The organism is Paenibacillus rigui, from assembly GCF_002234615.1.
GTDB classification, from domain to species: domain Bacteria; phylum Bacillota; class Bacilli; order Paenibacillales; family NBRC-103111; genus Paenibacillus_S; species Paenibacillus_S rigui.
In genome coordinates, this window is sequence record NZ_NMQW01000017.1 from 123,501 (window position 1) to 148,799 (window position 25,299).

General features: G+C 51.3%; 16 protein-coding genes. 3 read left to right on the plus strand and 13 right to left on the minus strand.

Annotated elements, in window-relative coordinates; translation table 11 throughout:
* Positions 1–7: 7 nt before the first annotated feature.
* The 5 genes from gntK to CF651_RS11835 form a co-directional block, all read right to left on the minus strand.
* Complete coding sequence (gntK, locus tag CF651_RS11815; protein ID WP_094015062.1) at positions 8–1,561, minus strand: gluconokinase; 1,554 nt, start codon at positions 1,559–1,561, stop codon at positions 8–10.
* Positions 1,558–2,829, minus strand: coding sequence for a nickel pincer cofactor-dependent isomerase, group 22 (locus tag CF651_RS11820; RefSeq protein WP_094015063.1), 1,272 nt, complete (start codon positions 2,827–2,829; stop codon positions 1,558–1,560). Before CF651_RS11820 ends, gntK begins: the two co-directional genes overlap by 4 nt.
* Positions 2,826–3,842: a LacI family DNA-binding transcriptional regulator gene (locus tag CF651_RS11825; RefSeq protein ID WP_094015064.1), complete on the minus strand. Its 1,017-nt coding sequence runs from the start codon at positions 3,840–3,842 to the stop codon at positions 2,826–2,828. The genes CF651_RS11820 and CF651_RS11825 overlap by 4 nt, the downstream gene beginning before the upstream one ends.
* Before the next feature lie 155 nt (positions 3,843–3,997).
* Positions 3,998–4,594: a hypothetical protein gene (locus CF651_RS11830; protein ID WP_094015065.1), complete on the minus strand. Its 597-nt coding sequence runs from the start codon at positions 4,592–4,594 to the stop codon at positions 3,998–4,000.
* A 311-nt stretch (positions 4,595–4,905) separates the two neighbouring features.
* Positions 4,906–5,820 carry a stalk domain-containing protein gene (locus CF651_RS11835; protein WP_094015066.1) on the minus strand — a complete coding sequence of 305 codons (915 nt, stop codon included), beginning with the start codon at positions 5,818–5,820 and terminating at the stop codon, positions 4,906–4,908.
* Between the two features lie 254 nt (positions 5,821–6,074).
* On the opposite strand from CF651_RS11835, the gene CF651_RS11840 reads away from it, so the two are divergent.
* The 3 genes from CF651_RS11840 to CF651_RS11850 are packed head-to-tail and all read left to right on the plus strand — an operon-like array spanning position 6,075 to position 8,704.
* On the plus strand, positions 6,075–6,914 hold the full coding sequence (locus CF651_RS11840) for an ABC transporter ATP-binding protein (protein WP_094015067.1): 840 nt from the start codon (positions 6,075–6,077) through the stop codon (positions 6,912–6,914).
* Positions 6,847–7,611, plus strand: coding sequence for an ABC transporter permease (locus CF651_RS11845; protein WP_094015068.1), 765 nt, complete (start codon positions 6,847–6,849; stop codon positions 7,609–7,611). Before CF651_RS11840 ends, CF651_RS11845 begins: the two co-directional genes overlap by 68 nt.
* Positions 7,612–7,645: 34 nt before the next feature.
* Positions 7,646–8,704, plus strand: coding sequence for an ABC transporter substrate-binding protein (locus CF651_RS11850; RefSeq protein ID WP_094015069.1), 1,059 nt, complete (start codon positions 7,646–7,648; stop codon positions 8,702–8,704).
* A gap of 105 nt (positions 8,705–8,809) precedes the next feature.
* On the opposite strand, the gene helD is transcribed toward CF651_RS11850, so the two are convergent.
* The 8 genes from helD to CF651_RS11890 form a co-directional block, all read right to left on the minus strand.
* Complete coding sequence (helD, locus tag CF651_RS11855; RefSeq protein ID WP_094015070.1) at positions 8,810–11,185, minus strand: RNA polymerase recycling motor HelD; 2,376 nt, start codon at positions 11,183–11,185, stop codon at positions 8,810–8,812.
* Between the two features lie 285 nt (positions 11,186–11,470).
* Positions 11,471–15,229, minus strand: a complete 3,759-nt coding sequence (locus CF651_RS11860) for a PKD domain-containing protein (RefSeq protein WP_179232779.1) — start codon at positions 15,227–15,229, stop codon at positions 11,471–11,473.
* A gap of 106 nt (positions 15,230–15,335) precedes the next feature.
* Entirely contained in the window at positions 15,336–17,669 is a 2,334-nt protein-coding gene (locus CF651_RS11865) for a DUF4962 domain-containing protein (RefSeq protein WP_094015072.1), read from the minus strand.
* Entirely contained in the window at positions 17,666–19,798 is a 2,133-nt protein-coding gene (locus tag CF651_RS11870) for a heparinase II/III domain-containing protein (protein ID WP_094015073.1), read from the minus strand. Before CF651_RS11870 ends, CF651_RS11865 begins: the two co-directional genes overlap by 4 nt.
* Positions 19,795–20,562 carry an SDR family NAD(P)-dependent oxidoreductase gene (locus CF651_RS11875; protein WP_094015074.1) on the minus strand — a complete coding sequence of 256 codons (768 nt, stop codon included), beginning with the start codon at positions 20,560–20,562 and terminating at the stop codon, positions 19,795–19,797. Before CF651_RS11875 ends, CF651_RS11870 begins: the two co-directional genes overlap by 4 nt.
* Before the next feature lie 23 nt (positions 20,563–20,585).
* On the minus strand, positions 20,586–22,436 hold the full coding sequence (locus CF651_RS11880; protein ID WP_094015075.1) for a cache domain-containing sensor histidine kinase: 1,851 nt from the start codon (positions 22,434–22,436) through the stop codon (positions 20,586–20,588).
* Positions 22,436–23,473 carry a response regulator transcription factor gene (locus tag CF651_RS11885; protein WP_094015076.1) on the minus strand — a complete coding sequence of 346 codons (1,038 nt, stop codon included), beginning with the start codon at positions 23,471–23,473 and terminating at the stop codon, positions 22,436–22,438. The genes CF651_RS11880 and CF651_RS11885 overlap by 1 nt, the downstream gene beginning before the upstream one ends.
* A 104-nt stretch (positions 23,474–23,577) precedes the next feature.
* Positions 23,578–25,140: an extracellular solute-binding protein gene (locus CF651_RS11890; RefSeq protein WP_094015077.1), complete on the minus strand. Its 1,563-nt coding sequence runs from the start codon at positions 25,138–25,140 to the stop codon at positions 23,578–23,580.
* Between the last annotated feature and the right edge of the window lie 159 nt (positions 25,141–25,299).

The following is a 25,299-nucleotide window of genomic DNA, read 5'->3' on the forward strand; positions in this document are numbered from 1 at the left end:
CAACGATTTATTTGGTGTGTGCCTGTTGAAATGCGGCAATGGCATCGAATTCGTCCTTCAACTGATGGTACACACGATTATAAATTTTTGTCAACTGCTGATACAACTCGTAATGCTCGGTGTTCGTCTTATGGCTATGCGTTATCTGCATCCATTGATGCACCATGGAGAAGTCGCTGATCTCACCCATGGCAAGCAGTCCCAATTGAGCCGCGCCTAATCCGGAGCTCTCAATCGAGTTCGGAACGGCAACAGAGCTTCCGGTCACATCCGCCATCGCTTGCAGCCAGAACTTGGAACGGGCAAACCCGCCGGAAGCCCGAATTTCTTTAGTCGGCCCGGACAATTCCTCCAATGCGTTAAGTACCGAGTAAATACGATATACAACGCCCTCCAGCACTGCACGGATCATATGCTTCTTCTCATGGTACAACGACAATCCGAAGAATACGCCGCGTGCATTCGCATTCCAGTAGGGCGCTCTCTCACCCGCCAGCAGCGGTAAGAAAATGAGCCCGTCCGAGCCTGCCGCCACTTCCTGCGCTAACGAAGTCAAATAATCGTACGGGTCCATCCCTCTGCGGCGTCCTTCTTCGGCTTCTGCCGTAGCCAGCTGATCGCGTACCCAGCGGAACATGATTCCGCCGTTATTGATCGCTCCGCCAACGACCCAGAAGTCTTCCTTCAGCGCGTAGCAGAACAACCGTCCCTTCGGATCGGTGATCGGCTCTCTGACGACGCCTCTCACAGCACCGCTCGTACCGATTGTAACAGCGTAGACGCCTTCTTCAAACGCACCGACACCAAGGTTAGCGAGAACGCCGTCAGATGCGCCGACGACAAACGGAGTATCTGCATGAAGTCCCATAGCTGCAGCATATTCCGCTTTCATGCCTTGCACACGATGCACTGTGGAGACCGGCTCGGAAAGCTGCTCCTCCCTGACCCCGCATGCTTCCAAAGCCTGCTTGTCCCACTTCAGCTGGCGAAGATTGAACAGGCCGGTAGCACTCGCTAGCGAATAATCAATGACGAACTGCCCGAACAGCTTCGCAAACACATATTCCTTAATTCCGATAAACTTATGGGCCTGCTCAAAAATAACGGGACGGTTGTCCCGGAACCACATCAGCTTCAACAACGGGGACATCGGATGCAGTGGAGTGCCCGTGTTCATGTAGATTTGGTGACCGTCGAGCTGTTCCTTAAGCACCTTCACGTAATTCACGCTCCGGTTGTCCGCAAACGTGATGCATTGGGTCAAAAGATTCAAGTCGCGGTCAACTGCGATCAAGCTGTGCATTGCAGAGCTGAAAGAAACGCAAAGCACCTGGCTCGGCAAAATTTTCGCTTTGGCTACAACCGCTTGAATCCCGTTTAGTACAGCCTGGAATATTTCATTCGGGTCCTGCTCCGCCATATCCGGTCTTGGCGTGTACAACGGATACTCGATGGAATGGGATGCAAGGACGCGACCGTCTCTGTCGATAACCAGCGTCTTGGTGCTGGTCGTACCCAGATCGGCCGCAATGATGTACGGCTTTTGCAAAGACAAACTCATTTCACTAAATTCCCTTCGCTGTCAAATTGGAGGTCGTACGGCTCCGTCAAAATTTCGATATCAGCGTGCTTTCTTGCTTCTTCCAGCAGGTTAACCGAAATTTCGATTTCCCCTAGGTGAAGCGTGTCTTGAATACGCACCAGCCTGCATTTTGTATAATCCAAAATATTGCATGTTTTGACCCCGGCTTTAATGGCGTAAAAGTCATTATCCAATGTCGTGGAAATTTTGGTCGGTGCGCAAACCGTCGAAGTCAAGCCGTTGACAAACGTTGCCGCTCTATCCATTTTATCGACCAGACGCTGTGTCGTAAAGTCCGCAGTGCCTACCCCATTCGCGTTACCTTTCGTTTCGGGGGTCAAATCCAGTACAATCATCTTCGATACATCGGGTCCGCCGTGCGCATAGGGAGTCGGGTAACGGCCGGTTACATTCGGATCCATCCCGTCACCACTAATATTTTTACCGATGTAATCGATCACCAGCACGTCGATCTGGTCGAACAAAATTTTCGGAAGGCGGGCTTTCGCTTCTTCCAGCAGGACCATCTCGCGCGCCTCGATCTGCTCGGCCGGCAGCACCTCGATACGGCAGGTTTCATCGTATGCATTCTCTACCAAAGCAACACCGAAGACAATCGGAAGCTTCTCAATCATAATTGTGGCCATTGCAGGCACATTCTCCGCCATGTATTTAAATCCGAGCTGATGACAAGCTTCAGCCCCTTTTTGCTTACCAAGCCCGATAGCGATCATCTTCATAATGCCGCTCTCAATCCGTCCACGGAACGCAGTATGCGGCTTCACGCGATTAATCACGACGATGGCGTCCGCTTCGGAAGCGATTTTGTCCACATAGACAGGCAGCCCGTTAGGCAGCTCATCGATTTTGACGACTTCCATGGACGAACGAATCGGTGCGCCCATCGCTTCTTCGGTAACACCAAGATGATGCAAAACATCCTTTTGCCCTTCCGCAGTTGCACCCCCATGGCTGCCCATGCAAGGAACGATGAATGGATGGCCTCCGGCCTGCTTGATGGCGTCAATCGTCACTTTGGTGAACAGGGCGATATTCGCAACACCGCGGCTGCCCACTGCAACCGCTACCTGCTGACCCGGCTTAATCCGGTCGATAGCACCCGGCTGCTGCAATTCTTTTTCCAAAACCTCGGCCAAATTGTCCAAACGGGTTGCATCGAATTTTTGACGAATGCGCACCATTTGCGGAATTGGAATATCTTCAAGCACTGTTCTCAAAATACTCATGAGTGTAAGCCTCCTGTTATGGTTTTGACGGAATCCCGGATCACGAGCTCCGTACGGACAAAGATCGTTTCTTTTACCATTTGCTTGGTTTCTATAAAGCTGAGCAGCTTAAGCGCTCCTTCTCTGCTTATATCCTCAATGGGTCTGCGCACGGTGGTTAAAGCAGGGGTAACGAAGCCCGAAAACATGTGATCGTCAAACCCGACAACCGAAATATCGCCGGGTACCGAGAGATGGCTCTCCGTAATCGCTTTAATCGCCCCAAGCGCCATGTCGTCATTGCAGCAAAAAACAGCCGTCGGCCTGGTTTCAAGCTCCAGCAGTCGGGTCATAGCCGTGTAGCCGCTCTCCAAATCATAATTCCCGTGCATTCTGTAGTCGTCTCTCAACGGCACCTGATGTCTGACCATGGCTTCGATATAACCGTCGCGGCGAGCCTGGGTAGACTTGAAATTCTCTTTCCCCTCGATGATCGCAATGCGCCTGTGTCCCTGCTCGATCAAATACTCGACAAGTCGAAACGCACCGCTCTGATCATCCGGGATCAAGTTCATAACCTGTACATTATCTATGGGACGGTTCAACACGACTAACGGGATTTCCCGTTCCGATACATATTCGATAAAAGATTGGTCGGTTGAGCTCTGACTCATCACCAGAATACCATCGTAGCTTTTACGGTTAACCTTCTCGAAGCTCTTGTAATCGTCAATCCCGCGGACAATCAGGTTGAACTGATCTTTAATCACGTCATTGACGCCTTTAATGGCTTCATAAAGAAAACCTGCGGACGTACCGGTATGAAGAGTTGAAAAAAACAAGCCCAAGTTGTATGATCGGTCAAGGACCAAACTTTTGGCGTTGTAATTCGGAGTGTAATTCAAACTGGCCGCAAGCTGCCGGATTCGTTCCTTCGTCTCTTGGTTAATTAGCGGACTGTCGTTTAACGCTCTGGAGACGGTTGTATGAGACACATTGGCTAGCTTGGCGATATCCTTGATTGTAACGCTCAATCCTACCACCTCAAGCTGTATCATACCACATAGCTGCACACGTTAACAACGAACTTTTTTTGCTTTTTATATGCTTCATTTGCATTGATTGCTGCGGATCATGATACGTAAAATGGGCCTGTGTAAGGTTACACAGACCCATTCATACTTCGCATTTACATTTCCAATTGCAGCATTTCATGCCTTAACTCCATCAACCTTTCTTTGCTCGTCTTTACCGCGTCCACATCCCCAAGATTCAGTGCATCGTGCAGGGTAGCCAGCTCGTAATCCAGCTCCAGCCGCAGCACCGGAATACGTTCATCGGGTCGCTTCGAACGAAAAGCTTGCATCATTTCCTCCACCGTCACGACAGGTTCCTTCTGGAATATCACCTTATGCTCCACCCCCGAGATTTCCACCATCCGGATAATTTCGCCGAACATAATATTCTCGATCAGAATTTGACGATCCTTAAATCTTTTGACAACAGCGTGACCACGGGTATCCCCAATCATCTTTTCCATTAATTCAGCCAGCTTCTCGTCCTTGAAGGAGTAATTGCCGACAATTTTATATCGTTCGCCGATGCGCTGAAATTTAAGCTTCACCAATTTTCTTCCGGTTCGAATCGATACAATAAATTGCTGCTCGCTCTCGTTCCAGTACAGAGAATAACCTTCCTGAATTAAAGCTTTAATGAAGTTGCGGATTAGCCGACGGTCAAATCGTAACTCAAGGTTGCAATATTCCACTTCATGACTTTTACTCACGGCAATCCCCTCCCGATATGGTGCATTACCCCCGCCCCGTTTGTGTCGCTCTGTGTCCTGATAGCGATCTGTCAACGCTTTCTTTGACTCAACCGGGTTTTGATAGAATTTTCAGACAATTCAGTTACTTAATTCTATCTTATTATGAATCATATGATTTAGCAACTTGGATTATTGACTATTTTCTTTATATTTTAACCATTTTTTAATGGAGGAATAACAAGTCGGGCGCTTCATATGAGGAGCATAGAAAAAAAGACCGTCTCGGATGAGACGATCTCCTGCTCCTTCCAGGCAAGCTTGAAAGCCTGTTACGGCGTCTGCTGGGCTTCGTTGGCTTGTTTATTGATTTTCTCCTGGTACTTGCTCTCTATATCCGTACGCTCGTCCGCGTTGATCGTATACGTCAGCGTATCCCCCCAACCGTCCTTGCCTAATCTGATGATTGACAAGTAGTAATGATTCACCGTGATATCCTTCAAATAGATCGTTTGATAGTACAGGTATTGGTAACGGTCTTCCCCGTCGATCTTGTCCATAATAATCGGCTTGGTGAAGTACTGCGTATCCTTAACTTTGTAAGATAGCGTATTTTTCACATAATCCTGAAGCACCTTGATTTTATCCTGGTTCAGCTCGCCTGTGATGAGCACGTTATCTCTTGTAGACGTTCGGCTCGGCGTCGGTCCTTGACCCCACTTTTTCTTCACTTCCGACTCGCTGACATAGAACACATTCGTAAATACTTCCTTAGCCAAGGTCAACCCGTCGGTCTTGATGCCCATCGCTTTGATATCCGATAATCTGTAGTACAGCTGCGTGCTGTTTATATCCCCATAAGTGCTGAGCAGCGGATATTCCGCACCAAGATAGCTGACGGTCTGAGCATAAGGACTACGCAGCTTGATTTCCTCATACACCCCGTTGATATCGGGGTCTTTTTGCTCCGGATTGATCCGGCTGTTGATATAAATCGTTTTATTCTCATTCTTCCATAAAATGTTGGCGCCGAGCAAATTGCCCAGCTCCTTCAGTGGCAGGTAGCTTTTATCTTGATAAACAAGGGTTGGCCCTTCAAGCTGAACAGGCTTCCCGTCCACTACAATGTTAAAGTCCGGGCGCAAGTAGGCTTCCACCCGCTGGAGCACATCTTCCGCAAACACCCCCGCGGTAAACGTACCTGTAAGGATCGAACCCATCAACATCACACGCTTCCAACGCTTCATCACGATCTTCCAACCTTTCTTCTTCGCATTTCAATTGCCTGGTATTGTCAAATCCTGCTAACTTGTTGATTCGCCACGAAGCGACAAAATCCCTCTTTCAAAGTTTATATTGACAAAGTACTCAATTCCGATAAAATAGGTTGGTATAAGAAAACACTTTACTATTATTATCGATTTTTCCAAGGCATTTTTGAAGTGCTGAATTGGATCTTATTAAAAGGATGAAGAAGTGAGTTCAAAAAGGGGTGAACACCTTGATCGAGATTAAAAATGTAAGTAAAACCTTTCATCAACGCAAAGGCGGGGCCTTCACAGCGATCGACAATGTATCGCTAACGATACAGCAAGGAGAGTTCGTTTCTTTGCTTGGACCGTCCGGCTGCGGTAAATCAACGCTATTGAATTTGGTAGCCGGCTTGGAGCAAGCTCAGCAAGGAACGATCACCGTTCATGGCAAGCCCTGCAGCAAGCCGGGTCCCGACCGGGTTGTTGTTTTCCAGGAGCATGCCCTGTTCCCGTGGCTCACAGTGCTCGATAACGTAGCTTTCGGGCTAAAACAGAAAGGCCTCGGTAAAAAAGAACGCGAGGAGCTCGCAATGGAGCAAATCCGATCCGTTCACTTGAGTAAATTCGCCGACCGCTATCCGCATGAATTGTCAGGCGGCATGAAGCAGAGAGCAGCCATTGCGCGGGCACTTGCGATGGATCCGGAAATTTTGCTCATGGATGAGCCCTTTGCCGCCCTTGACGAGCAAACCCGGCTGATCCTGCATAAAGAGCTGGAAGAGATCTGGATGAGAACGCGTAAAACGATCCTTTTTATTACGCATAATATTCGTGAAGCCGTCATTTTATCGGATCGGGTCCTTGTGATGTCCACCCGCCCGGGAACGATCAAGAAGGAATTTGCGGTTCGCGCTGCAAGACCTCGCGATTTATCCGATCCCGTCCTCCATCACGTCGAAAGCAGCATTATGGAAGCTCTGGCGGATGAGCTGGAAAAAGTGGTAAAGGAGGAAATCGGCGATGAGTACAGCATTAAGAAGAACCATCTTTCTGGTTCTGATTCTGATAGCATGGGAAGCGGGATATAGAATATTCGATTGGGGCTGGAAGTTCCCCTCCGTCCTGCAAACCTTCCAGGCGTTCTATGACGGCTTCGTCCACGGACAATTACTGGAAGCCACGCTGGAAAGCATACGACGTCTGTTAACCGCCTTCGTGCTGGCCATTGCTATCGGAACGGTGCTAGGCTTCCTGTTCGCGAGATACCGTATTCTGGACGATACCATCGGCTTTCTAGTCGTTGCCCTGCAGACAGTGCCTAGTATCGCCTGGCTCCCCTTCTCCATTATCTGGTTCGGTATGAACGACTTTTCCGTCGTGTTCATTACTACGCTTGGAGCTACCTGGACGATGGCCATGTCAAGCCGTACCGGCATCATGAACATCCCTCCGCTGTACATCAAGGCGGCTCAGACGATGGGAACAGGCAATGGCTTTAAAATGTTTTATCAGGTGATGGTTCCTGCGGCGTTTCCGCACATGATTACAGGGGTACGCGTAGCATGGGCTTTCGCATGGCGCGCCTTGGTAGCGGGCGAGCTGATCGCCAAAGGCGTCGGGCTCGGCCAACTGCTGCAGGACGGACGCAACCTGGCAGATACTGCACTTATGCTTTCTATCGTTATTATTATCGCGGTGCTGGGCACGCTGTCCGACCACTTTTGCTTCAAGAAGCTGGAGGATACGATATTGATCCGCTACGGCTTGGCCGGGCAGAAAAAATAAATAGATTTTTGGAAAAGGGAGTGTCAATCATTTTATGAAAAAGACTGGATCCTTGTTGTTAGCTCTGTTGTTAGTCACTGTGCTGGTTTTATCGGCCTGCGGCAAAAAAGAAGAAGCTGCGAAAGACGGTTCCGCCGCTCCAGGTAAAACCGCCGCAGCCTCCACCGTCAAGCTGGGAATATTCAAAAACGTTACGCATGCCCCCGGCTACATCGCGCTTGAGCAAAACCTGTTCCAGAAATATTGGGGCGAGAATGTGAAAATTGAAGTCACACCATTCGATAACGGTTCCGACTTCTCCACAGCCTTGGCAACCGGTGAAATCGATCTTGGCTTCGTAGGCCCTGGTCCTGCCACCAACCAGTTTCTGAAAAGCAAAAATTTCCGTATCATCTCCGGCTCCAACAACGGCGGTGCCGTACTTGTAGCAGGAAAAGATTCGGGTATATCCAGCGTAAAAGATTTGGTTGGTAAAACCGTTGCGATTCCTACCAAAGGAAGCACGAATGAAATCTCTCTGCGCCTGCTGCTGAAGCAAAACAACATCAATGTGACCACCGATAAATCCGGTGTGAATCTGATTGCCCGCGCCCCTGCGGATACGCTGATTGCAATGCGTCAAAAGGAAGTGGATGCTACGCTGATTCCTGAGCCATGGGGTACGCAGATGGAGCAGGAAGGGATCGGCAAGATCATCGTCGATTGGGATAAAATCCCGCCGAACAACGGGAACTATCCGTTGACCCTGCTTGTAGCGAGCGACAAGTTCTTGAAGGAGCACCGCGATATGGCGAAAGGCGCGATCAAAGCCAATGCGGATGCAATCGATTTTATCAAGAAAAATCCCGACAAATCGTATGAGCTTATTAACAACCGCTTGAAAGCATTGAGCGGCAAAGGCATGGACATCGCATTAATTAAAGCCGCAATCTCCCGCTTGAACTTAACAACAGATGTAAACAAAGAAGCTATCGAAGAAATGGCGAAGGTTTCCATTGATGCCGGATATATTAAAGATGTGAAGAAGGAAGAGCTCGACTTGAGCAAGTTCCTTGACCTGAGCTTGCTGGATGAGGTAAAGCAAGGTAAATGAGATAAACCTCTGGGAAGTGAGCAACAAAAATCCCCCTGCTATCTGAAGAAACAGATAGAGGGGGATTTTTTCGGCATCAGGAGCAATTGGAGGCTGCAAGCCTGACTACACACCCGGCATCATGACATACGTATCTGCCTTTTGTTCAGTAATGAACGGACTTAAATCCTGATCCGGGCTATACACGTACAGGAAATGCATCGCCCTGGTGCAAGCTGTATAGAACAGCTTCCGTTCACTCTCGCGGCTGTATCGTCTCTTCGAGCCATCATAGATAAGCACCGCGTCGAATTCTACCCCCTTAGCCAAATAGGCGGGAATGACGACAACCCCCTGCTCGAAGCCTTGGGTATCCTTCGTTACCAGGCGAAGCCCAGCGACCCGGTTTTGCAGGGCTGCGAAAGCCTCCACACTCTCCCCTGCCGTCTTACAGATGATGGCGACTGATTCACAGCCATCGGAACGCAGCGCTTCGATTCGTGAAGCAATTGCCTCATGCAGCCATTCTCTGCCTGCGCCTGCCATCACCTCCGGCTTCGCCCCGGCCCGGTTAAACGGGATAATCGCATCCCCACCCGGGACCATACCGCGGGTAAACTCAACGATTTCTTTTGTAGACCGATAGCTTCGCGTCAATCGGATCAGCTCGGTCTGGTCCGGCCCGTACAGCCTCGTTAACGGCTCCAGTTCGCCCAATGCCGAACCATGAGCATAAATCGCTTGATTCAAATCCCCAAGCGCTGTCATGCGGCTTCGGGGAAACAGCCTTTTCAAAAATTCAAGCTGAAACGGGGAATAATCCTGCACTTCATCGACGATTACATGGCGAACGGAAGTATTGGTTTGAAAGCCTTGAACCAGCTCCAGCAGAAACAAATACGGCGTCGCGTCCTCGAAGGAAAGCTCGGATTGCTCCAGCTTTGCGATCGTAGCTTCACAAATGTCGGACCATAGCTCCGGCATCGTTCCTCCCGTGCCTTTCATCAGCTCGGCAAGCAGCTGGGAGTCCGTGAACAGCTGACGATACAAAGCGCGAACATGAACGAATTTAAGCTGCTTCAGCCGTTTGCGTACCGGCTTTAGCCGTTCATGAACGATAACCTTGGCCAACAGCTCCTTCTCCTTCTCGAAATCATCGAAGGTTTCTTCCTTGTCCTTTTGCATCTTTCGGACCCTGGCGTAGGCACGCTGGTAATCCTCAGGCTCCAGAAGTTCAATCTCTTCCTCTACCCACGGCTCATTACGCTGCGTAAGCTCGAAAGAGGCCACTTCCTTCAACAGCCAATCCCGGAGCAGTACAATTCGATTCGTCAAACGGATCGAAGAATCATACTCGTAAAACTTTTCTTTCAGCTGCGCAGCCGATACGATATTGTTGCCGCGGAACTTCACCGGCTTGAACAGCATGCCCTCGGCTTCCAGTCGATCCTTATAAGCAAGCAGCACGCGGAAAAAATCGTCGGAAGATTTATATTCAATGCCCTGCAGCCTGCCGTTATAACCTGGCTGCCCTTCGCTTGTCAATACATATTCCATCTGGTCGAAGGGATCCTCGACTTTGAAATCTTTGCCCAGCCGCCGCTCCAAATATTCCTGGAACGTCGTTTGCTGCATATTTTCCTCGCCGAGCTCTGGCAGTACGGTGGAAACATAGCTGTTAAACATCGGATTCGGAGAAAACAGCACCATCTGGTCTGCTGTTAAATGACCCCGGTATTTGTACAGCAAATATGCGACACGCTGCAGCGCGGCGGATGTTTTCCCGCTTCCTGCTGCACCTTGCACGATCAACAGACGGCTCCGGTCATTGCGGATAATCTGATTTTGCTCCTTTTGGATCGTGGCTACAATACTCTTCATCTGAGCATCCGAATTCCGGCTCAGCACCTGCTGAAGCAATTCGTCTCCAATGGTAATCCCGGTATCAAACATCCAGTGGATGCCGCCGTCACGAATGACATATTGACGTTTCAAGAGGAGCTCTCCGGTAATTTCGCCGCCAGGCGTCTCATACTTTGCCGGACCTGGAGGATAGTCATAATACAAGCTGGATACAGGGGCACGCCAGTCATAAACAAGAAAACGGTCTCCCTCTTCATCCCGGAAAGAAGTGATACCAAGATAAATCGGTTCGGGCGATGACTCCCCGCTTCCCTCCTCCCGAAAATCGATGCGCCCGAAATACGGAGAACGAACGAGCCGTCTCAGCTTCTTGAGCGTGGCAGCCGCCTGCCGGTAGCTTCGCTCTCTTTCAGACAATACCTCAGCCTGCTGGCGCAAGCTGAAATGGGTTTCTATCATATCCTCCGAAGTGCTTAAGTTCACCGTCACTTCATCCCAGAAATGTTTGCGGATCTCAACAACCTCCGTCTTCACTTCCCCGGTCTCAGCCTCTAATTGTCTTATCCTTTGTTCAATGCTGCCGATAACCTCTTGCACCCGCTGCTTCTCTTCCAACCAATCCTTATTTGTCAAACTCACCGAATCGCCCCTTTACCAGAGTATACTTGTGCAAAACCAATCTTCAATTGCATTTGACATTGAGGGTTTCCTTGTGATATAATCTTATTAGGATATTAATGTACGGGTTCACTTCCAAACGAATACATAGCAAAATTCATTGTAACACTTCCAGCAGCCCTAAGCAATAGGGATGCTTTTTTTATATTACAAGTTTCCGATCAAACAGAAACCTGCTCTTCGAAGTCAGTAAAAAGCCCTGTGTTCCATTAACGGAAACAGGGCTGTATTTTTTTCAACACCAGGTTATGACTGAACTTCCGGAGGCGGTACCGGGTGGGACGGCTCCAGAACCGGAATTAGCGTGCTTTGCACCTTGGTATGGGTAATGCCGTCTGTCGTGAGCAGCACCCGGTCCCAATCCGCTCCTCCCTTGCGGGAGTAAACGCGAAGTACATGCGTCCCTTCATCCAGATTAAATTGCGTGTTATCGAAGGCCCGCTTCCAATCGTTATCTTTAAGCGTCACCCGCTTTAAATCCGACCCGTCGAATTGAATAAATAGCGAGCCTGCAGTCGTTGTGGAAGCTCCCTGGGAGAAAAGATGAACCTGGTAAGCACCGGCGTGCTTCACCTTGAACTCATACTCGACATAAGGGGTGCCTTCAGGTATTTTATTAGCAGGCAGCGTATCTTTATAGGCTGAATCGAGAATCTTGCTGCTGGTGGCATCCGGCACCTGGCTCCCTACCTTGACGTAGGCTCCGCCGGAAGCTTTCGGATCCGGTACAATCGAAATCTGATCGTCCCCCGTACTGGAGTTGTACGTAATTTGTTCAGCCTCCAGCAGAACGTATACATTCTCATCCTCCGGCTGCTTCAGATCCGCCACGAAATAACCGTACGCACTGCCTGCCTCAATCGAAGTCGTCGTTTGGCTTTCCTTCCCCAGCTCGTCCGTAACCGTCAGCGTAATAGTGTAAGAGCCTGCCTTCTCATACGTATGCTCTGCTTGAAGCTTATCTTCCCCAGCTAGCACCGGGCTGCCGTCGCCGAAATTCCAGCTATAAGTGCGGACTCGATCGCCAAGTGAGCTGTCCGGATCGTAAGAATCTGCCGCATTCAGATGTACGGTCAACGGCGGGCGTCCTACGCTCACATCCGTCGTAAATGCAGCGACGGGCGCTTGGTTCGGATCCTTGTTATCTACAAGCATCGTCTTACTGTCCGTCCGCCCTTTCTCATCCGTAATCGTCAAGTTGACGAGGAACGTACCGAAGGTGCGGTACGTTTTCTCGGGATGCAGTCCTTCTGCAGAGGTGCCATCCCCAAAGCTCCAGCTGTACGTCAGCTGCTGACCGGAGCTTGCGGCCGCATCGAACTGAACCTTGCGTTCTGCCGTCCCCCTCGCCCCATATCCCGACAAGGCATCCGCAGTAAACGCCGCAGCAGGATGATCTGCCGTTGGAAGGGCCGATACTCCGGATTCCGCCAACGCAATCCGGTAAGCACCGGAGACGCTCTGCTTAAACTGAACCTGGCCCGAGACCACAGTGAAAGGAATGGCATTCCCCTCCTGCGAGCTTACGCTAACGACTTGCCGGCCTGACGGAATCCCAATGGATAGCTCGGCGCTATCCTGTAAATCCGATACGGTTCCGTGTATTTCCGAAGCCGTTATCTGCTGTGTCAGCGTCACCGGGACAGAGGATTGTACGAGGGCTTTACCTTGGACGGATGCCATCTGCCCTTCGCGCAGCATCAGATCCGTAACTTGTCCGTTTGTTTCCCGGAGCCAGGCAAAGCCGGCGTCAGAGCGTAGATGTCCGGCTGCGACGGACTTCGTTTCTTTTTGATCGTGAAGCAGATACGTATCCTCGGAAGGCCCAATCCTGATTCTTGCGGCGGTATAGCTGTCCGTGCTTAAATCTTGGACAGACGGTGCAGGCTGGTCCAACTGCTGCGGTACGAGAACCGTCAGGTACTGGGCATGGTCCGTTTGAGCCGGAACCCGGATATACGTATCCCGGATATCTTCTTTGAACAAGCTGATGACTCCATCCTTCGGTTGAACCGGGACATTGGACGGGAAAATAAAGGTGTCCAGCTTGGCTTCCTGCAAACCGTAATTCGGAACCGATGCTTCCTTATCCCCCGGAGGCTTCTCGGTCAACTCGGGATTCATTGCCTTCGTAATCGACCATTCGGCATGGTTTCCATTCAAGCGAAGCGCACCCAAGCTATGCAGATACATGTCAAAGCTGGCCGATCCGGCCCGGGAGCTCACCTGATCCGCAACGACAAAATATTGCTGTCCCGGAAAGGCGACGGCCCGGCGATGCGTCCCTATCACGGACTTATCGTCCGCAACGAAATCGCCCTCCTTTTGGGCAAAGTCAAAATGGGCCGTATCGATTTCGTATGCGGAGCGAAGCGGTTGATAAGGATCCGTCTCATTGCGGGTGCTTCGACCATTCATCGTAATCAGGTTATGTGCTGCGGGCGTTTTGAGGTACGAATTGAAGGCACTGTACTGGCCGTATCCGGTATCGGTCGCGAATAAGGCATTCTGCCCATAGATATCAAACTGAAGCTGATCCTGATGCTGATGATTATCCGATTCAGGCGTACCGTTAAGCATGAGCCAGAGCGTATTCTGCCCCCCCTCCTCCTCCTTCCCGTTCCACTGATTTCCGAGAATTGCATTGCCCCCGTATGGCTTGCCTGTATCCGGATTCATCCCGCCGTTCATAAACATCGTTCGGGACACGGTTGGCCGTTTAGCTTCAATTGCAGCGTCGTATGTAAGATATTCATCGATTCCGATCTGATATTGGGACGTGGCTCCCGTATAGTCGGGCAAATAGATATGCGTGTTTTTGTAGCTCCATTGCAGTACCTCCGATAGCTTCAGCTCCTTGCCGTACTGCGGGGCCGGTGTCGATTTATACAACCCTGCCGCCATATGCGTGGCGTAAGGCTTCACATAGCTGTCTTCCGTGTTGGGCAGCCAGCCGTTGCCCATTCTTGTTTTGACCGCCCATTCAAAAAGGGGCTGCACCTGGTTAATCAGATGCTGTGGCGATAGCTCGTCGGGAGCGTCGAATCCGACTGTATTTTTATAATGCCATAAGAACGGAATCAGGTTCACAAGCGTAAATTGTCCATAATGCGCCCCTTCGCGGGAAATACCGTCGGCGCTGAACTGAAAATCAAACGTGTTATAAGTCCGCTCTATTGCCAAATTCAGCCAGTACTGGGCCTCCGGCTCCTGCGATAAGGTAAGAGCAACCGTGCCTAAGCCTAAAGCAGGCTTGGACCGATGATTATGCGGTCGCGGCGGCTGCGGCGTGATTAACCAGTCGGCGATAAACTGCGCTTCTTTTTTCAGACGGCCGCGGGCTTCCTGCTCCTCGCCGGCAGACAGCTCGGAATATAACCAATCATAGGCCTCAGCGTAATTTTGCAAATAGGTGGCCCAATAAATGTCCCCGTCATCCTTGGTCCGTTCGGCTACAGTGCCCGTGTACATATGCGTAATGGCAGCAATCGCCTGCCTCAGCAGCCTATGCTTACGCTCGTCGCTTGTCTGTGGATCGTCTTTGACCATCATGTAGGCAAAAGCAAGCAGCTTGGCCCCGCGGCTCCGGTCATTCTCGTGAAGCTTGGGATCGGCATAGTCGAGCTGGCCATAGGTACTGTCAATCGTGGTGTTCAGCTGCATCCACAACTGCTCATAATAAGATCCTTTGACAAGGCGGCGTGCTTGGTATTCAGGCAACTTGTCAGCCGTAAACCAGAGACTTGGATGCGCTTCCATTTTTGGCAAAGCCCCAAGTAGCACAGCCGGATCGCTTAGTTTACTTTGTAACCCATCGATTTTCTTATCTTGATCGGATGTTTTCGATTCTGGCGGTATCATGGACGGATTGACAAGCTGTAGGCCTTTGTAGGAGGAATAATCGAAGGCATAGCTGGTTTGGGGCAAAATCAATAGACTTAACGCGGCAATTATCCATGCTTTGTTCTTGAACCCAGATGCTTTCCGCTTACGGTTACGGTTCATGCTTACATCATCCCTCATCCCGATTAAATTCGGGCCGTTCAGCCCCAAGCCTTGCCGCGTCAACAGTGCGAGCAAGGAATGGGGGCTGAAACGACCCCGTTGATCGCTATAGCTTCGGAACCTCGACTTTTTGCGTGACACCGTTATCGGTAAAATATAAATGCACGCCATGGCCTTGGTCATCCATGAAAAAGGACACATATTTCGGTTCATTCTTAGGCGTAGGCACCAAGAGCGTGACAAGGCGATGGCGATCTGCCGCCTTCGTCGAAGCAGTCAAATGCCACTGCTCGCTTAAGCCTTCGATTTCCTTCGGATCGACATCCGTATAAACGTTCGTTTGGGACAGCTGCAGGTCTCCACTTGAGCTATAAACGAACCTTCCTTCCATGTCCGCCTTCTGTCCTCTCACCTTGAAGGACTGTCCGTCCAGCTTCATCTCGTACAGCGTGTGGAACAGCCAATCCACCCGCCCCGGCTGCGCCAAGTCCACGTGGTCTACCACGACGATATACGACTGCTGGACAAAGTACAGCTCCCGAACATACCTCTGCAGGTAGGGAACATGCTCTGCGTAGGCTGCCGTCGCATCACAACGGGAATACGTATACGTCTTGTGGGTTTCGACACTTTCCACTTTGCCGCTGGCCGCCATGTTTCTCACCTTGTCGGTTCCTGCAAATTGGCCAATACCATCGATCAGAATCGAGTTCGTCGAACGGGTTTGTCTGCGCCAGTTCATATGCATGGTGCTGCCAAAGGCTACATAATGTCCGCTCTCAATGGCCAAAGGCTCACCGAAGGCATGCAGCAGAAAGCCGTTCTGATCCCCGTGGCTGTGGCTGATCGAGCCATAAGGACTGCTTTTTGTAAGCAGCATGATATGCCGATCCGGCTGATCCATGTGCGAGTGGAATGCCACCCAGCCGATATCCCGGAACCATTTGACCGGCTCGATGTCCGTTGGGGCTTGTGCTTCCACCAAAGGATAATCATGCAAATACATCATTTCATCGAACCGGAAATCCCACCAGCCATAATTGTAAAATTTCATTTCCGAACCGGTATCCGTCTGCTTCGTTTGCTCAAAGTACCATTGGTACAATGGATTTCCTGTAATTCCTGCAAATTGTCTAATGTTGAAGCCGGTTTTCAAGCTGACCGGATCTCCCAGGGTAGACTGATCTCCGAAGCTGGCTCGAAGCGTATCCGGACTGAAGCAGTACAAGGGGAAGTCACCGGTTTTGCGGAAAAACGGACGCTGATAGAAATCGATGCCGGTCGTTTTCTTCAACAAATTTATTGCTTCGGTAACGAACGCCATCCCGGTCGTCCAGTACATCGGTCCTTCCGCCCAGCCGCCGTCCATTCCGCCCCAAGGGGAGTATAGGCCTGCATAGTATTCAACCGTGTAATCCAGCCACTCGTTGGCCTGTGCCTCCTCGCCCAGCATAGCCAGGCAGCAAGGGACGAGGACGGAAGAAAGCGATCGGACGGCATGGCTGTCGAACGGAACCTGATGAATTTTGGAACGGTCAATCACGTGAAAAGCCACCTGATGCGTCCGCTTCAGCAGCATGGCCCGCACAAGCTCGCGTTCCTCTGCAGTCAGATAGGCATGCAACCAATCGTAGCCCCATGCCAGAGCTCCCGCGACGCGAAACGATGCCTCATCGTTGTAATCTCTGGAGGTTGGCCCTTCCGGATTCCATGCTGCCACATGCAGCAGCCACGTCTTGGCCCGTTCCAGCAGGGCCTCATCCTCAAGCACGACCCCGGCGACACTCAAATGGCGAATGGCATACAGCGCTTCCTGACAGTCAATGTACATTTGACGCCATAGGCTTGCTACCCGTTTGTGATTCGGGTAAGGCAAGGGCTCCGGTATCAGCTCTCGCTCCGTCCAAGGCTTGACGGATCGCTCATAGAAGGCGTCCCAGCCGCAAAAGGAAGGATCCAGCCTCACCTTTTGGCGGAAATTCGGCAGCTCTTCCGCCTGCAGCCAGAGACGCGGATGGGCAGCAGAAACTGCCGCAAACCGATTCTCGCGGCTCGGCAGCGGTGTTTCCGGAAGTCCCTCGGGTACGGTAAAGGAGCGTATCAGACTCCACTCCGTTTGCTCCGCTCCCCCCGCTTCAACCCTCTCCTCATCGGAGAGGAGAAGCGCATACCTCCAATAATAAGTGCCTGGCGCCAAAGCATGCTCCGGCGTATACAGGTTAAAAGCAATCGGCTGAATCGTCACCGTCACATCCGGCTCGAATTGTGCCGATGCGGAATACTGCAACACATAGCTGTCTTTCTCCAGCTGTGCGGGGATCCATGTAAACCGCGGCGGATTTTCGAATAAAACGGTCTGTTCATTCGGGACATATTGCACGGTTAACACGCCGCTCTGCGGCTGATATAAAGGTCTGCTTAGGTGCGGGTTTGTACTCATGCTCCGATCCTCCGTAACACGGTCAATCCTTGCTCCGGATGCAATTCATAGCCGATTTCTTTCGATCCGGACCGTACAATCAAGCGCGGAGAAGCTCCGTTCCCGGTACCTGCCGGTATCCACTCCAGCTCGGCGGGCTCACCGACGGTATAAACTTGTATAAATCTACCGTGCTTGCCTTGCTGACGCTGTAAGAGACCACTTAACGGCCGGCTCGGATCGATCGAGGTACCCGGTGTTTCGATGGAAAGCAGCTTGGCATCCGGTATGGCAGCAATGGTTTGGTATACATAAGAAGCCTCTGCTTCCGTGCCAACAGCGTACCTTAGGACGATTCGGTCCGAAGCCGCATCCTGGTGATAGCTTCCTTGAAGCCGAACAAGATCATAGCCTGCAGCGTCGGGAGCTGCCTCCCCAGCTGCACTGACGGCTGTCTCCGATGAATTCAATTGCGTCGGCAGCCAGCCGCCTTCAACGCCCTCGGGCGCTTGCAGCGCGTGCATCCACCAGTCCATCGTGTTCTCACGGGTTAGGGACACCTCGAACCAGTCCACCAGCCAATCAGGGGTCAAGTGAAGATGGCGATCCATGAGACAGCCTTCATAAGCCCCTTCGGAGTGAAGCCAGACAGAAACGGATTCCGGTGTCGCTTCATACCGCTTGCACGAGCCTTGATGGGGCGCCTGAGAAGCTCCGCCGACGGAAACCGTATTATGGCTTGCCGTCTCGGCAAACCACGCCTTGCGAAGCGCAGAGCCGTAAGGAACCATTCCGAGATCCGGGGACAGTGCCCCTGCTGTATGGTGCAAGCTCAAGTGCAGCTTGTCGTAATGGCCGTGAGAACCGCCATGCTCGCCGAAATCCGCCAGGAATGATAGCTTGTTGCCGGCTATCCGCCCTGCCACGAAACCGGAATGCTCAAGAAAGAGCGAGCTTCGGTTCGGCATGCTCTGCGCGAGCTCGACGTCGCCTTCGCCGTACATCAGTGCTTCCAGCGTGCTGCGGCGGCGTTCCCCCGTCATCTGCCGATACACTTCACCTAGCAAAGCCGCATATGCGCTCACACCGGTGTCCGGTTCCACGAGCGTCGAGGCGGGCAGCGCCACATTCGCATAATAGGAAAGCCCGATCTCCATAATTTCCGCGATTTCTCTGGCAAAAGGCAGACGAGCCATCGGTCCGTCATGCAAGGCGGGCAGCAGTCCTTGCGTATCGGCCAATCCGATCAGCACCTCGAACATCCCCTGCATGCTTTGCCCCTGCTGTCCTTCTTCATGATACAAGTCGATTCCGAACCGCTCCGCCATTTCAGCGCTGATTAGATAAGCCCTAAGCACAAAAATATGATAGTAAGTCGCACCTTCAAATTCAAAATGATCCGGCTTCACACCTATCGATAGATGGTGTCTCCACCCGCCCTCGCCTTCGATAAGCGCTTTCAAAGGCTCGACCTCTCCACGCGCTGCATACACGCAGGAGAGCGCTGCATTCAGCCATGCCGTGTAATTGTTCTCGGCATTCTTCTTCTCGTGAATCAAGATGTAGCGATACTGCGTCATGCTGGATTCCAGCATAGCCAGGAACGTATCCATATGGCGCTGCTCCTCCGAGGTGAAGGCCACGCCTTCATCCTGCAGCAGCACGTAGGCCCGCAGCAGCGTGGTGGCCCAGATCGCTTCCGTCAGCGCCTGGTGGAACGCGCGGCCCTTCAGCATCCACGGCTGCGCATCGGGATGCACAGGGTACAGCGGGAACTGCGCCGCATAGCTTACGAGGATCCGCTTCGCGAGATCCGCGTAAGCCGGCTCCTTCGTTCCCGCGAAGACCGCTGCCGCCTGGAGCGCGTACCGCGCAATGGCCTGGTGCTTGAACACCAGCCATGCGCCCCGGTACGCGTCTCCCTCGATGCGGCAGCCGTGCGGGCAGCCGAACGCATGCGCGTCGCGTTCGGCCGGGTCAAACAGAAGCTCCGTGTGGTGGTGGGGACACACGTATTGATGCCACCATCCCCCGGGCTCCTCAGGGATGTTAAGGCTGCCTCTGGCGGAGAGCTCATCGAGCTCCGCCTTCAGCTGAAGCAGCAGGCCGGGGGCCCATGCTGTGGTTGTAAGCTTCTCCGATATTCTCATCGCATGAACATCCCCCCGTTGATCTCGATCGTTTCCCCAGTCAGGTAAGCCGCCAGATCGGAAACGAGATACAGCACAGCACCTGCCACATCGTCCGGCGTGCCTTCACGCTGCAATGGAATGCCGTTCACGGTAGCCTTACGTCCTTCATCCGTCGTAAAGGTGGCATGGAATGCCGTCTGACCGATAAAGCCAGGCGAAACGAGGTTGACCGTAATGCCATGGCCGGCGACTTCTTTGGCCAAGTTTTTGGAGTAGGCCGTCACCGCCGCTTTGCTTGCTGCATAAATGCCGGAACCGGGACCTCCGCCGTTATGTGCCGCGACAGAAGACATGTTCACGATGCGGCCTGCGCCTTTGGACTTCATGCCAGGCAGCACACGCTTGCACATAAAAACAGTGCTTTTGAAATTCACGTTCAATACTTTGTCATACATGTCTTCCGTCATTTCCGCCGTAGGCACGCGCTTCACCATATGTCCCGCATTGTTGACGAGAATATCGACCGTACCGTCGAATGCTTTTTCCACGTCGCTCACCAAACGGTCAATTTCCCCTAGATCGGTCACATCGGCTTGGAACAGTTCTGCTTGGCCTCCCGCTTGGCGAATCAGCGCAACCGTTTCTTCGCCCTGCTCTTTATTATTCAAATAAGTGACGCCGACTTTTGCTCCGTTCGCTGCAAGCAGCAGCGCGACCCCCCGTCCGATTCCTGCGTTCGAGCCTGTCACCAAAGCGATTTTTCCAGTTAATTGCGTATTCATAGTACAATTCCTCCCCATAGGTTTTATAATTTGATGTGATTCGACTGCTCAGGCATGTTCAATATGATACGGCTTCCTTGTCCCCAAACACTTTCCACCTGCAATCCATATTGTTCGCCAAACACCATTTGAATGCGCCGATGGACGTTCATGAGACCAATTCCACCGCGACGGCGATTGCCGTTCGCAAACTCTTCCTCCGACAAGCGGTTCAGCTTTAACCTCTCCTGTAATGCCTGCAGACGCTCCAACGAAATGCCGGCCCCATTGTCCTCAACGATAACCTGGAACAAGCCGTTCTTTTTCACGGCATCGATACGAATAACATGATGCGGTTCAATCCCATTCGGGAACGCATGCTGGAAAATATTTTCCACCACAGGCTGCAGCGTCAGCCGAACCATTTTTTCCAACAGCAGGTTGGGCGGAATGATCACGTCAATCTCAAACTCGCGGTCAATCCGGTGCTGTAAAATAATCATGTAATTCCGAACATGGTTCAGCTCGTTGGCCACAGTAATTTCCTCGAGATTCGTCTGAATCGAATAACGCAGCATGAATGCCATCGCTTCGACCATCTCCGTAATCTCATGCGAATCCTGTACAATCGCGTAGCAGTTGATCGTTTCCAGCGTGTTATACAAAAAGTGCGGATTAATCTGCATTTGCAGTGTCTGAAATTCGGCCCGATGCCTTTCCAGCTCGGCCTCCTGGATTTGCAATGCATCCTTCTGCTGCTGCAGCTCGGCTGCGTATACTTTATCAATCATTTGAGATAGCCGGGTCACCATCAGGTTATAGCTGTGAATCAAGCCTCCGATTTCATCGGTACGACCGATCTCCTCGATATGCTGCCAGTTCCCCTTTTCCGTCTCCCTCATGCTGTCCTTCAGCTCCCGAATCGGAGCCAGAATGGAGCGTCCGAACCGATAAGCCAAGTAGAGCGCCAGGATCAGCGTAGCCAATCCAACAGCAATTGTCGTCGTCCGGATCGTAGAGATCGGCTTGCGAAGCTCCTCCACCGGCATCGACACGACGAGCTGCCATTTGGAGTAATCCGACTTTCGGGCCACGAACATCCGGTTTTCCCCATTAAACTTCGAAGTAAAAACTTTATTCTCGCTAGTGCTCAAATGATTGGACAGCTCCTTGAGCGCATCCTTGCCGGGGTTCACATTGGGCGGAAGGTAAATCGCATTTCCGCTCTCATCCAGAATGAAGAAATAGCCTTCCTTACCGATATTGACCCGGTCCCAAATTTTGGCCAGCTCCTGAAGCTTGAACTCGATAGCGACGATTCCTTTGAACTCATCATAAGCGGCGCCGCGCACCTTTCGAGCCATCGTCACCACGGTGCCTTGATCCTCAGGACGCAGACTCATGTCCAGCAGCACGATTTTGCCGTTGCTCGGAATCAGGCTCATGAGCTGGTTATATTTCTCGCTGACCATATTCGTGTCCTGAATCAGAAAATTTTGATTGTCATAAATAAAGGCCCTGCCCTGCTGACCGACCACGTAGATGGCATTCAGCTGTTTATACAGTGTGACGATCGATTGCACCGAGCTCAGGGCAAATCTTCTGATTTGATCCGAGTAATAATAATACTCGTACGAATCTTCCGCACCGATCTCAAAAAAAGCCCTGACATCCGAATTCGATGAGAATGCATTGCTTAACAATTCATAGGTCTGCAAATAAATATCCGTCTGGTAGGCTGCGCCTTCAATCATCTGCTCCATATATTGCTCAACCTGACCGTCCAGCGCACGGGAGGATTGAAGATAGGAAACGACGCCCAAAGAAGCGACCGAAAGGACAATCACAATGAGAAAATAGCTGAAAATTTGCGCGGAAAGTGAACGTTTCCTCATTACTCAATCCCCAGCTTGTTCCGGTACTCGGAGGGCAGACACCCTGTATACTTCTTGAAGGTCTTTGTAAAATGCGGATGATCTGCATAGCCGACCTCACCGGAAATATCCGTAATGCGATAATGCGGCTGCGCCAGCAGCTTCTTGGCCCGCTCAATCCGGCGCCGGGTCCGGTATTGAACGAAGGTTTCCTGGGTTGATTGCTTGAAAAGCTGGCTGAAATACGAAGCGTTCAGGCCGATACGCTCCGCCACTTCCTCAAGCGATACATCCTCCGCCAGATGCTCTTCAATATATTGCTTGGCTTCCTCTACCGGATCCTTCAATTTCCCCTTGCGCTTGATCTTCAAGCCCTCCAGCAGCTGCTCAAGACTATCCTCAAACCGGCTCCAAGCTTCCTCCTCGCTTGCCACATCGTGCAGCTGCAATCGTTCGGTAAACGCGAAGACATCACGCGTGTTCAGCTTCTGATACAGCAGCCCTGAAAATTCCTCCAGCACGTCGAGCAGATGGCTCAGCTTGAGCCTGCACGAGCGCAGCTCCTGCTTCACTTCTTCCAGTACCTCCCGCAGTGCCGCGGTTTGCAAGGACCATACCGCTGCTTCGGCCGTACCTACCCATTGTTCAAGCCGTTTGACGGAAACGAAGGCTTGGGATTTTTGAACCGCATGCAGGTGCACAAGCTTGGACAACGCCGCTTCCACGGCTTTTTTGCTAATGGGCTTAAGCAGGTATTCCTTCACACCGTAGGACAGGCATTTCTGGGCATATTCAAAATCGTTGTAGCCTGACACCACCACGATTTGAATGTCCGGGTCCAGCTCCGCCACCTGACGGCACAGCTCCAACCCATCCATCTTCGGCATACGGATGTCGGTAAATAAGAAATCGGGACGCTCCTCTCGGATTTGCCGCAGCGCCTCCAATCCGTTGTCAGCCAGACGCAGGCTGCCCAAGGGCTGTCCTGACTGCCCTATCAGCTTTTCCAGCCCTTTACGGATCATCGGTTCATCGTCTGCAATCAAAACTTTGTACATAGGAACGCCCCCTGGATGTAATGGTTAAAAACGTACTCCCCACGCCGTTAAGCGTGAGGAGCTTTTGGGCGAATGTCATAAGCCTGCGCCTGGATGACTTATGGTTAACGGCGCGGCATGCTGATGGTCACATTCGGATCTTTTTTGTTAAATTTATCGGTTGCTTCTTTAATTACGTCTTTGCCGCCCTTGGATTTCCATTCTTCCAACACTTTAGGCCAATCGGAAATCGGCTCTTTGCCATATACCATTTTGACCATATGCTGCAAAAGCACAGGTGCCGCGTAGTCGGATTCCGGAGAAATATCCGGATTTTTCACATAGGACTCCAGTCGCGGATCGAATTGGATACCGTCACGTCCTTCTTTTGCCAATATTGTATCATAAATATTCATCAGCTTCTTACCGTCTTCAGTCAAGCTGAGCGTACCTTTGTTGTATGTCGTATCCTGAACCATCCACAAGAATGCCTGGCGGTAGCGCTCTTCATCGACGGCTTGAGGATCCGTAGGTGTTTTGTAGTTGATCTTGCCGTTATCCATCGTGTAATTCTCGCCTTCTACACCGAACGTGAAAAATTTCTCAGCTTCATCGGACAGCATCCAGTCGAAGAACTTAATAATGCCTTCCGCATTTTTCACATTTTTGTTGATGAAGTACGCGCGGGTAACGGAGTTATACAAATATGAACCGCCTTTGCCGTCCGGACCGATTGGCGAAGGGATTACCTCCAGCTTGGCCGTAGGCATGTTAGCCTTCAATTGCTGCTCCCACTGCAGTACTTCGTTCGCATTCATCGACCAGATCCCGGATTTCCCGGCCAGGATGGAGTTTTTGTATATCGTCGGGTTAATTGTCGCGAACTCCTTGTTGATCAAGCCCTCATCAAACATGGTTTTGTAGGTTTGCAGCGCTTTCATCATGTTCTCGCTGTTGAAAAACTTAGGAACGATCTGATCTCCCTGCTGCATGAACATCGACATGTAAGGATACACATCATACGGACCGAAGAACGTATCGGCATATTTGAAGTTTTCCCGACCCTGGTACGGATTCTCTACGCCCATTTCTTTGAATTTGCGCAGCACGTTCAAGTACTCATCCACTGTCTTTGGAACCGGAAGCCCCGCTTTATCCAACAAATCCTTGCGGATGACGGTGGCGCGGCGGGAAGGATTGGATAAAAACTCAGGAATCGCATAGATTTTGCCCTGGAACGTTTGCTTGGCCCAAGCTTCCTTCGGGATCTTCTTCAACAGGTTTTGTCCGTATTTTTGCAGCAAATCGTCCAAAGGCATGAATACGCCCGCCTGAACGGAACCCGCCATTTCCTTGCCTGCGATGCCCCCGCTGCCCTGTACAACATCGGGAATGTCATTGGTGGCAAACATTTGCGCCATTTTTTGCTCGAATTCCTTGTGGGGCACCAGGACGATATCCAGATCTGTATTTGTTTTCTCTTCGAGTCGTTTTACCCACTTGTCTTCGTTGATGTTGGCTGACTTTTCCACATAGTTAAATGCCAGCGTACGCATCGAGATGGAGAATTTGGTTTTCTCGTTGCTTTTGCCGCCCTCTGCTGCCGGTGCTTCAGGTGATTTGGCACACGCGGAAAGCGTTGTGACCGCAAGGACCGAAGCCATACCTACCTTCATCCATTTCTTCATTCCAATACCCCTTTTCTCCCTATGAGTGTGAAGCTGCGCGCCATAGTAACAGCGCTTTCATGATAGTTACATTGTAAAAGGACCGTCTGCCCCAAACAATGGAATGAATTTGGTTCCAGTTGTCATTTTTTTAGAATTCGACAAGGTGAGGTCAGCTTT

Excerpts from the sequence above, each read along its gene's own strand:
- gntK (WP_094015062.1), bottom strand. The coding sequence starts at position 1,561 with ATGAGTTTGTCTTTGCAAAAGCCGTACATCATTGCGGCCGATCTGGGT.
- CF651_RS11820 (WP_094015063.1), bottom strand. The coding sequence starts at position 2,829 with ATGAGTATTTTGAGAACAGTGCTTGAAGATATTCCAATTCCGCAAATG.
- CF651_RS11835 (WP_094015066.1), bottom strand. The coding sequence starts at position 5,820 with ATGAAGCGTTGGAAGCGTGTGATGTTGATGGGTTCGATCCTTACAGGT.
- CF651_RS11845 (WP_094015068.1), top strand. The coding sequence starts at position 6,847 with ATGAGTACAGCATTAAGAAGAACCATCTTTCTGGTTCTGATTCTGATA.
- CF651_RS11850 (WP_094015069.1), top strand. The coding sequence starts at position 7,646 with ATGAAAAAGACTGGATCCTTGTTGTTAGCTCTGTTGTTAGTCACTGTG.
- CF651_RS11860 (WP_179232779.1), bottom strand. The coding sequence starts at position 15,229 with ATGAACCGTAACCGTAAGCGGAAAGCATCTGGGTTCAAGAACAAAGCA.
- CF651_RS11865 (WP_094015072.1), bottom strand. The coding sequence starts at position 17,669 with ATGAGTACAAACCCGCACCTAAGCAGACCTTTATATCAGCCGCAGAGC.
- CF651_RS11870 (WP_094015073.1), bottom strand. The coding sequence starts at position 19,798 with ATGAGAATATCGGAGAAGCTTACAACCACAGCATGGGCCCCCGGCCTG.
- CF651_RS11875 (WP_094015074.1), bottom strand. The coding sequence starts at position 20,562 with ATGAATACGCAATTAACTGGAAAAATCGCTTTGGTGACAGGCTCGAAC.
- CF651_RS11880 (WP_094015075.1), bottom strand. The coding sequence starts at position 22,436 with ATGAGGAAACGTTCACTTTCCGCGCAAATTTTCAGCTATTTTCTCATT.
- CF651_RS11885 (WP_094015076.1), bottom strand. The coding sequence starts at position 23,473 with ATGTACAAAGTTTTGATTGCAGACGATGAACCGATGATCCGTAAAGGG.
- CF651_RS11890 (WP_094015077.1), bottom strand. The coding sequence starts at position 25,140 with ATGAAGAAATGGATGAAGGTAGGTATGGCTTCGGTCCTTGCGGTCACA.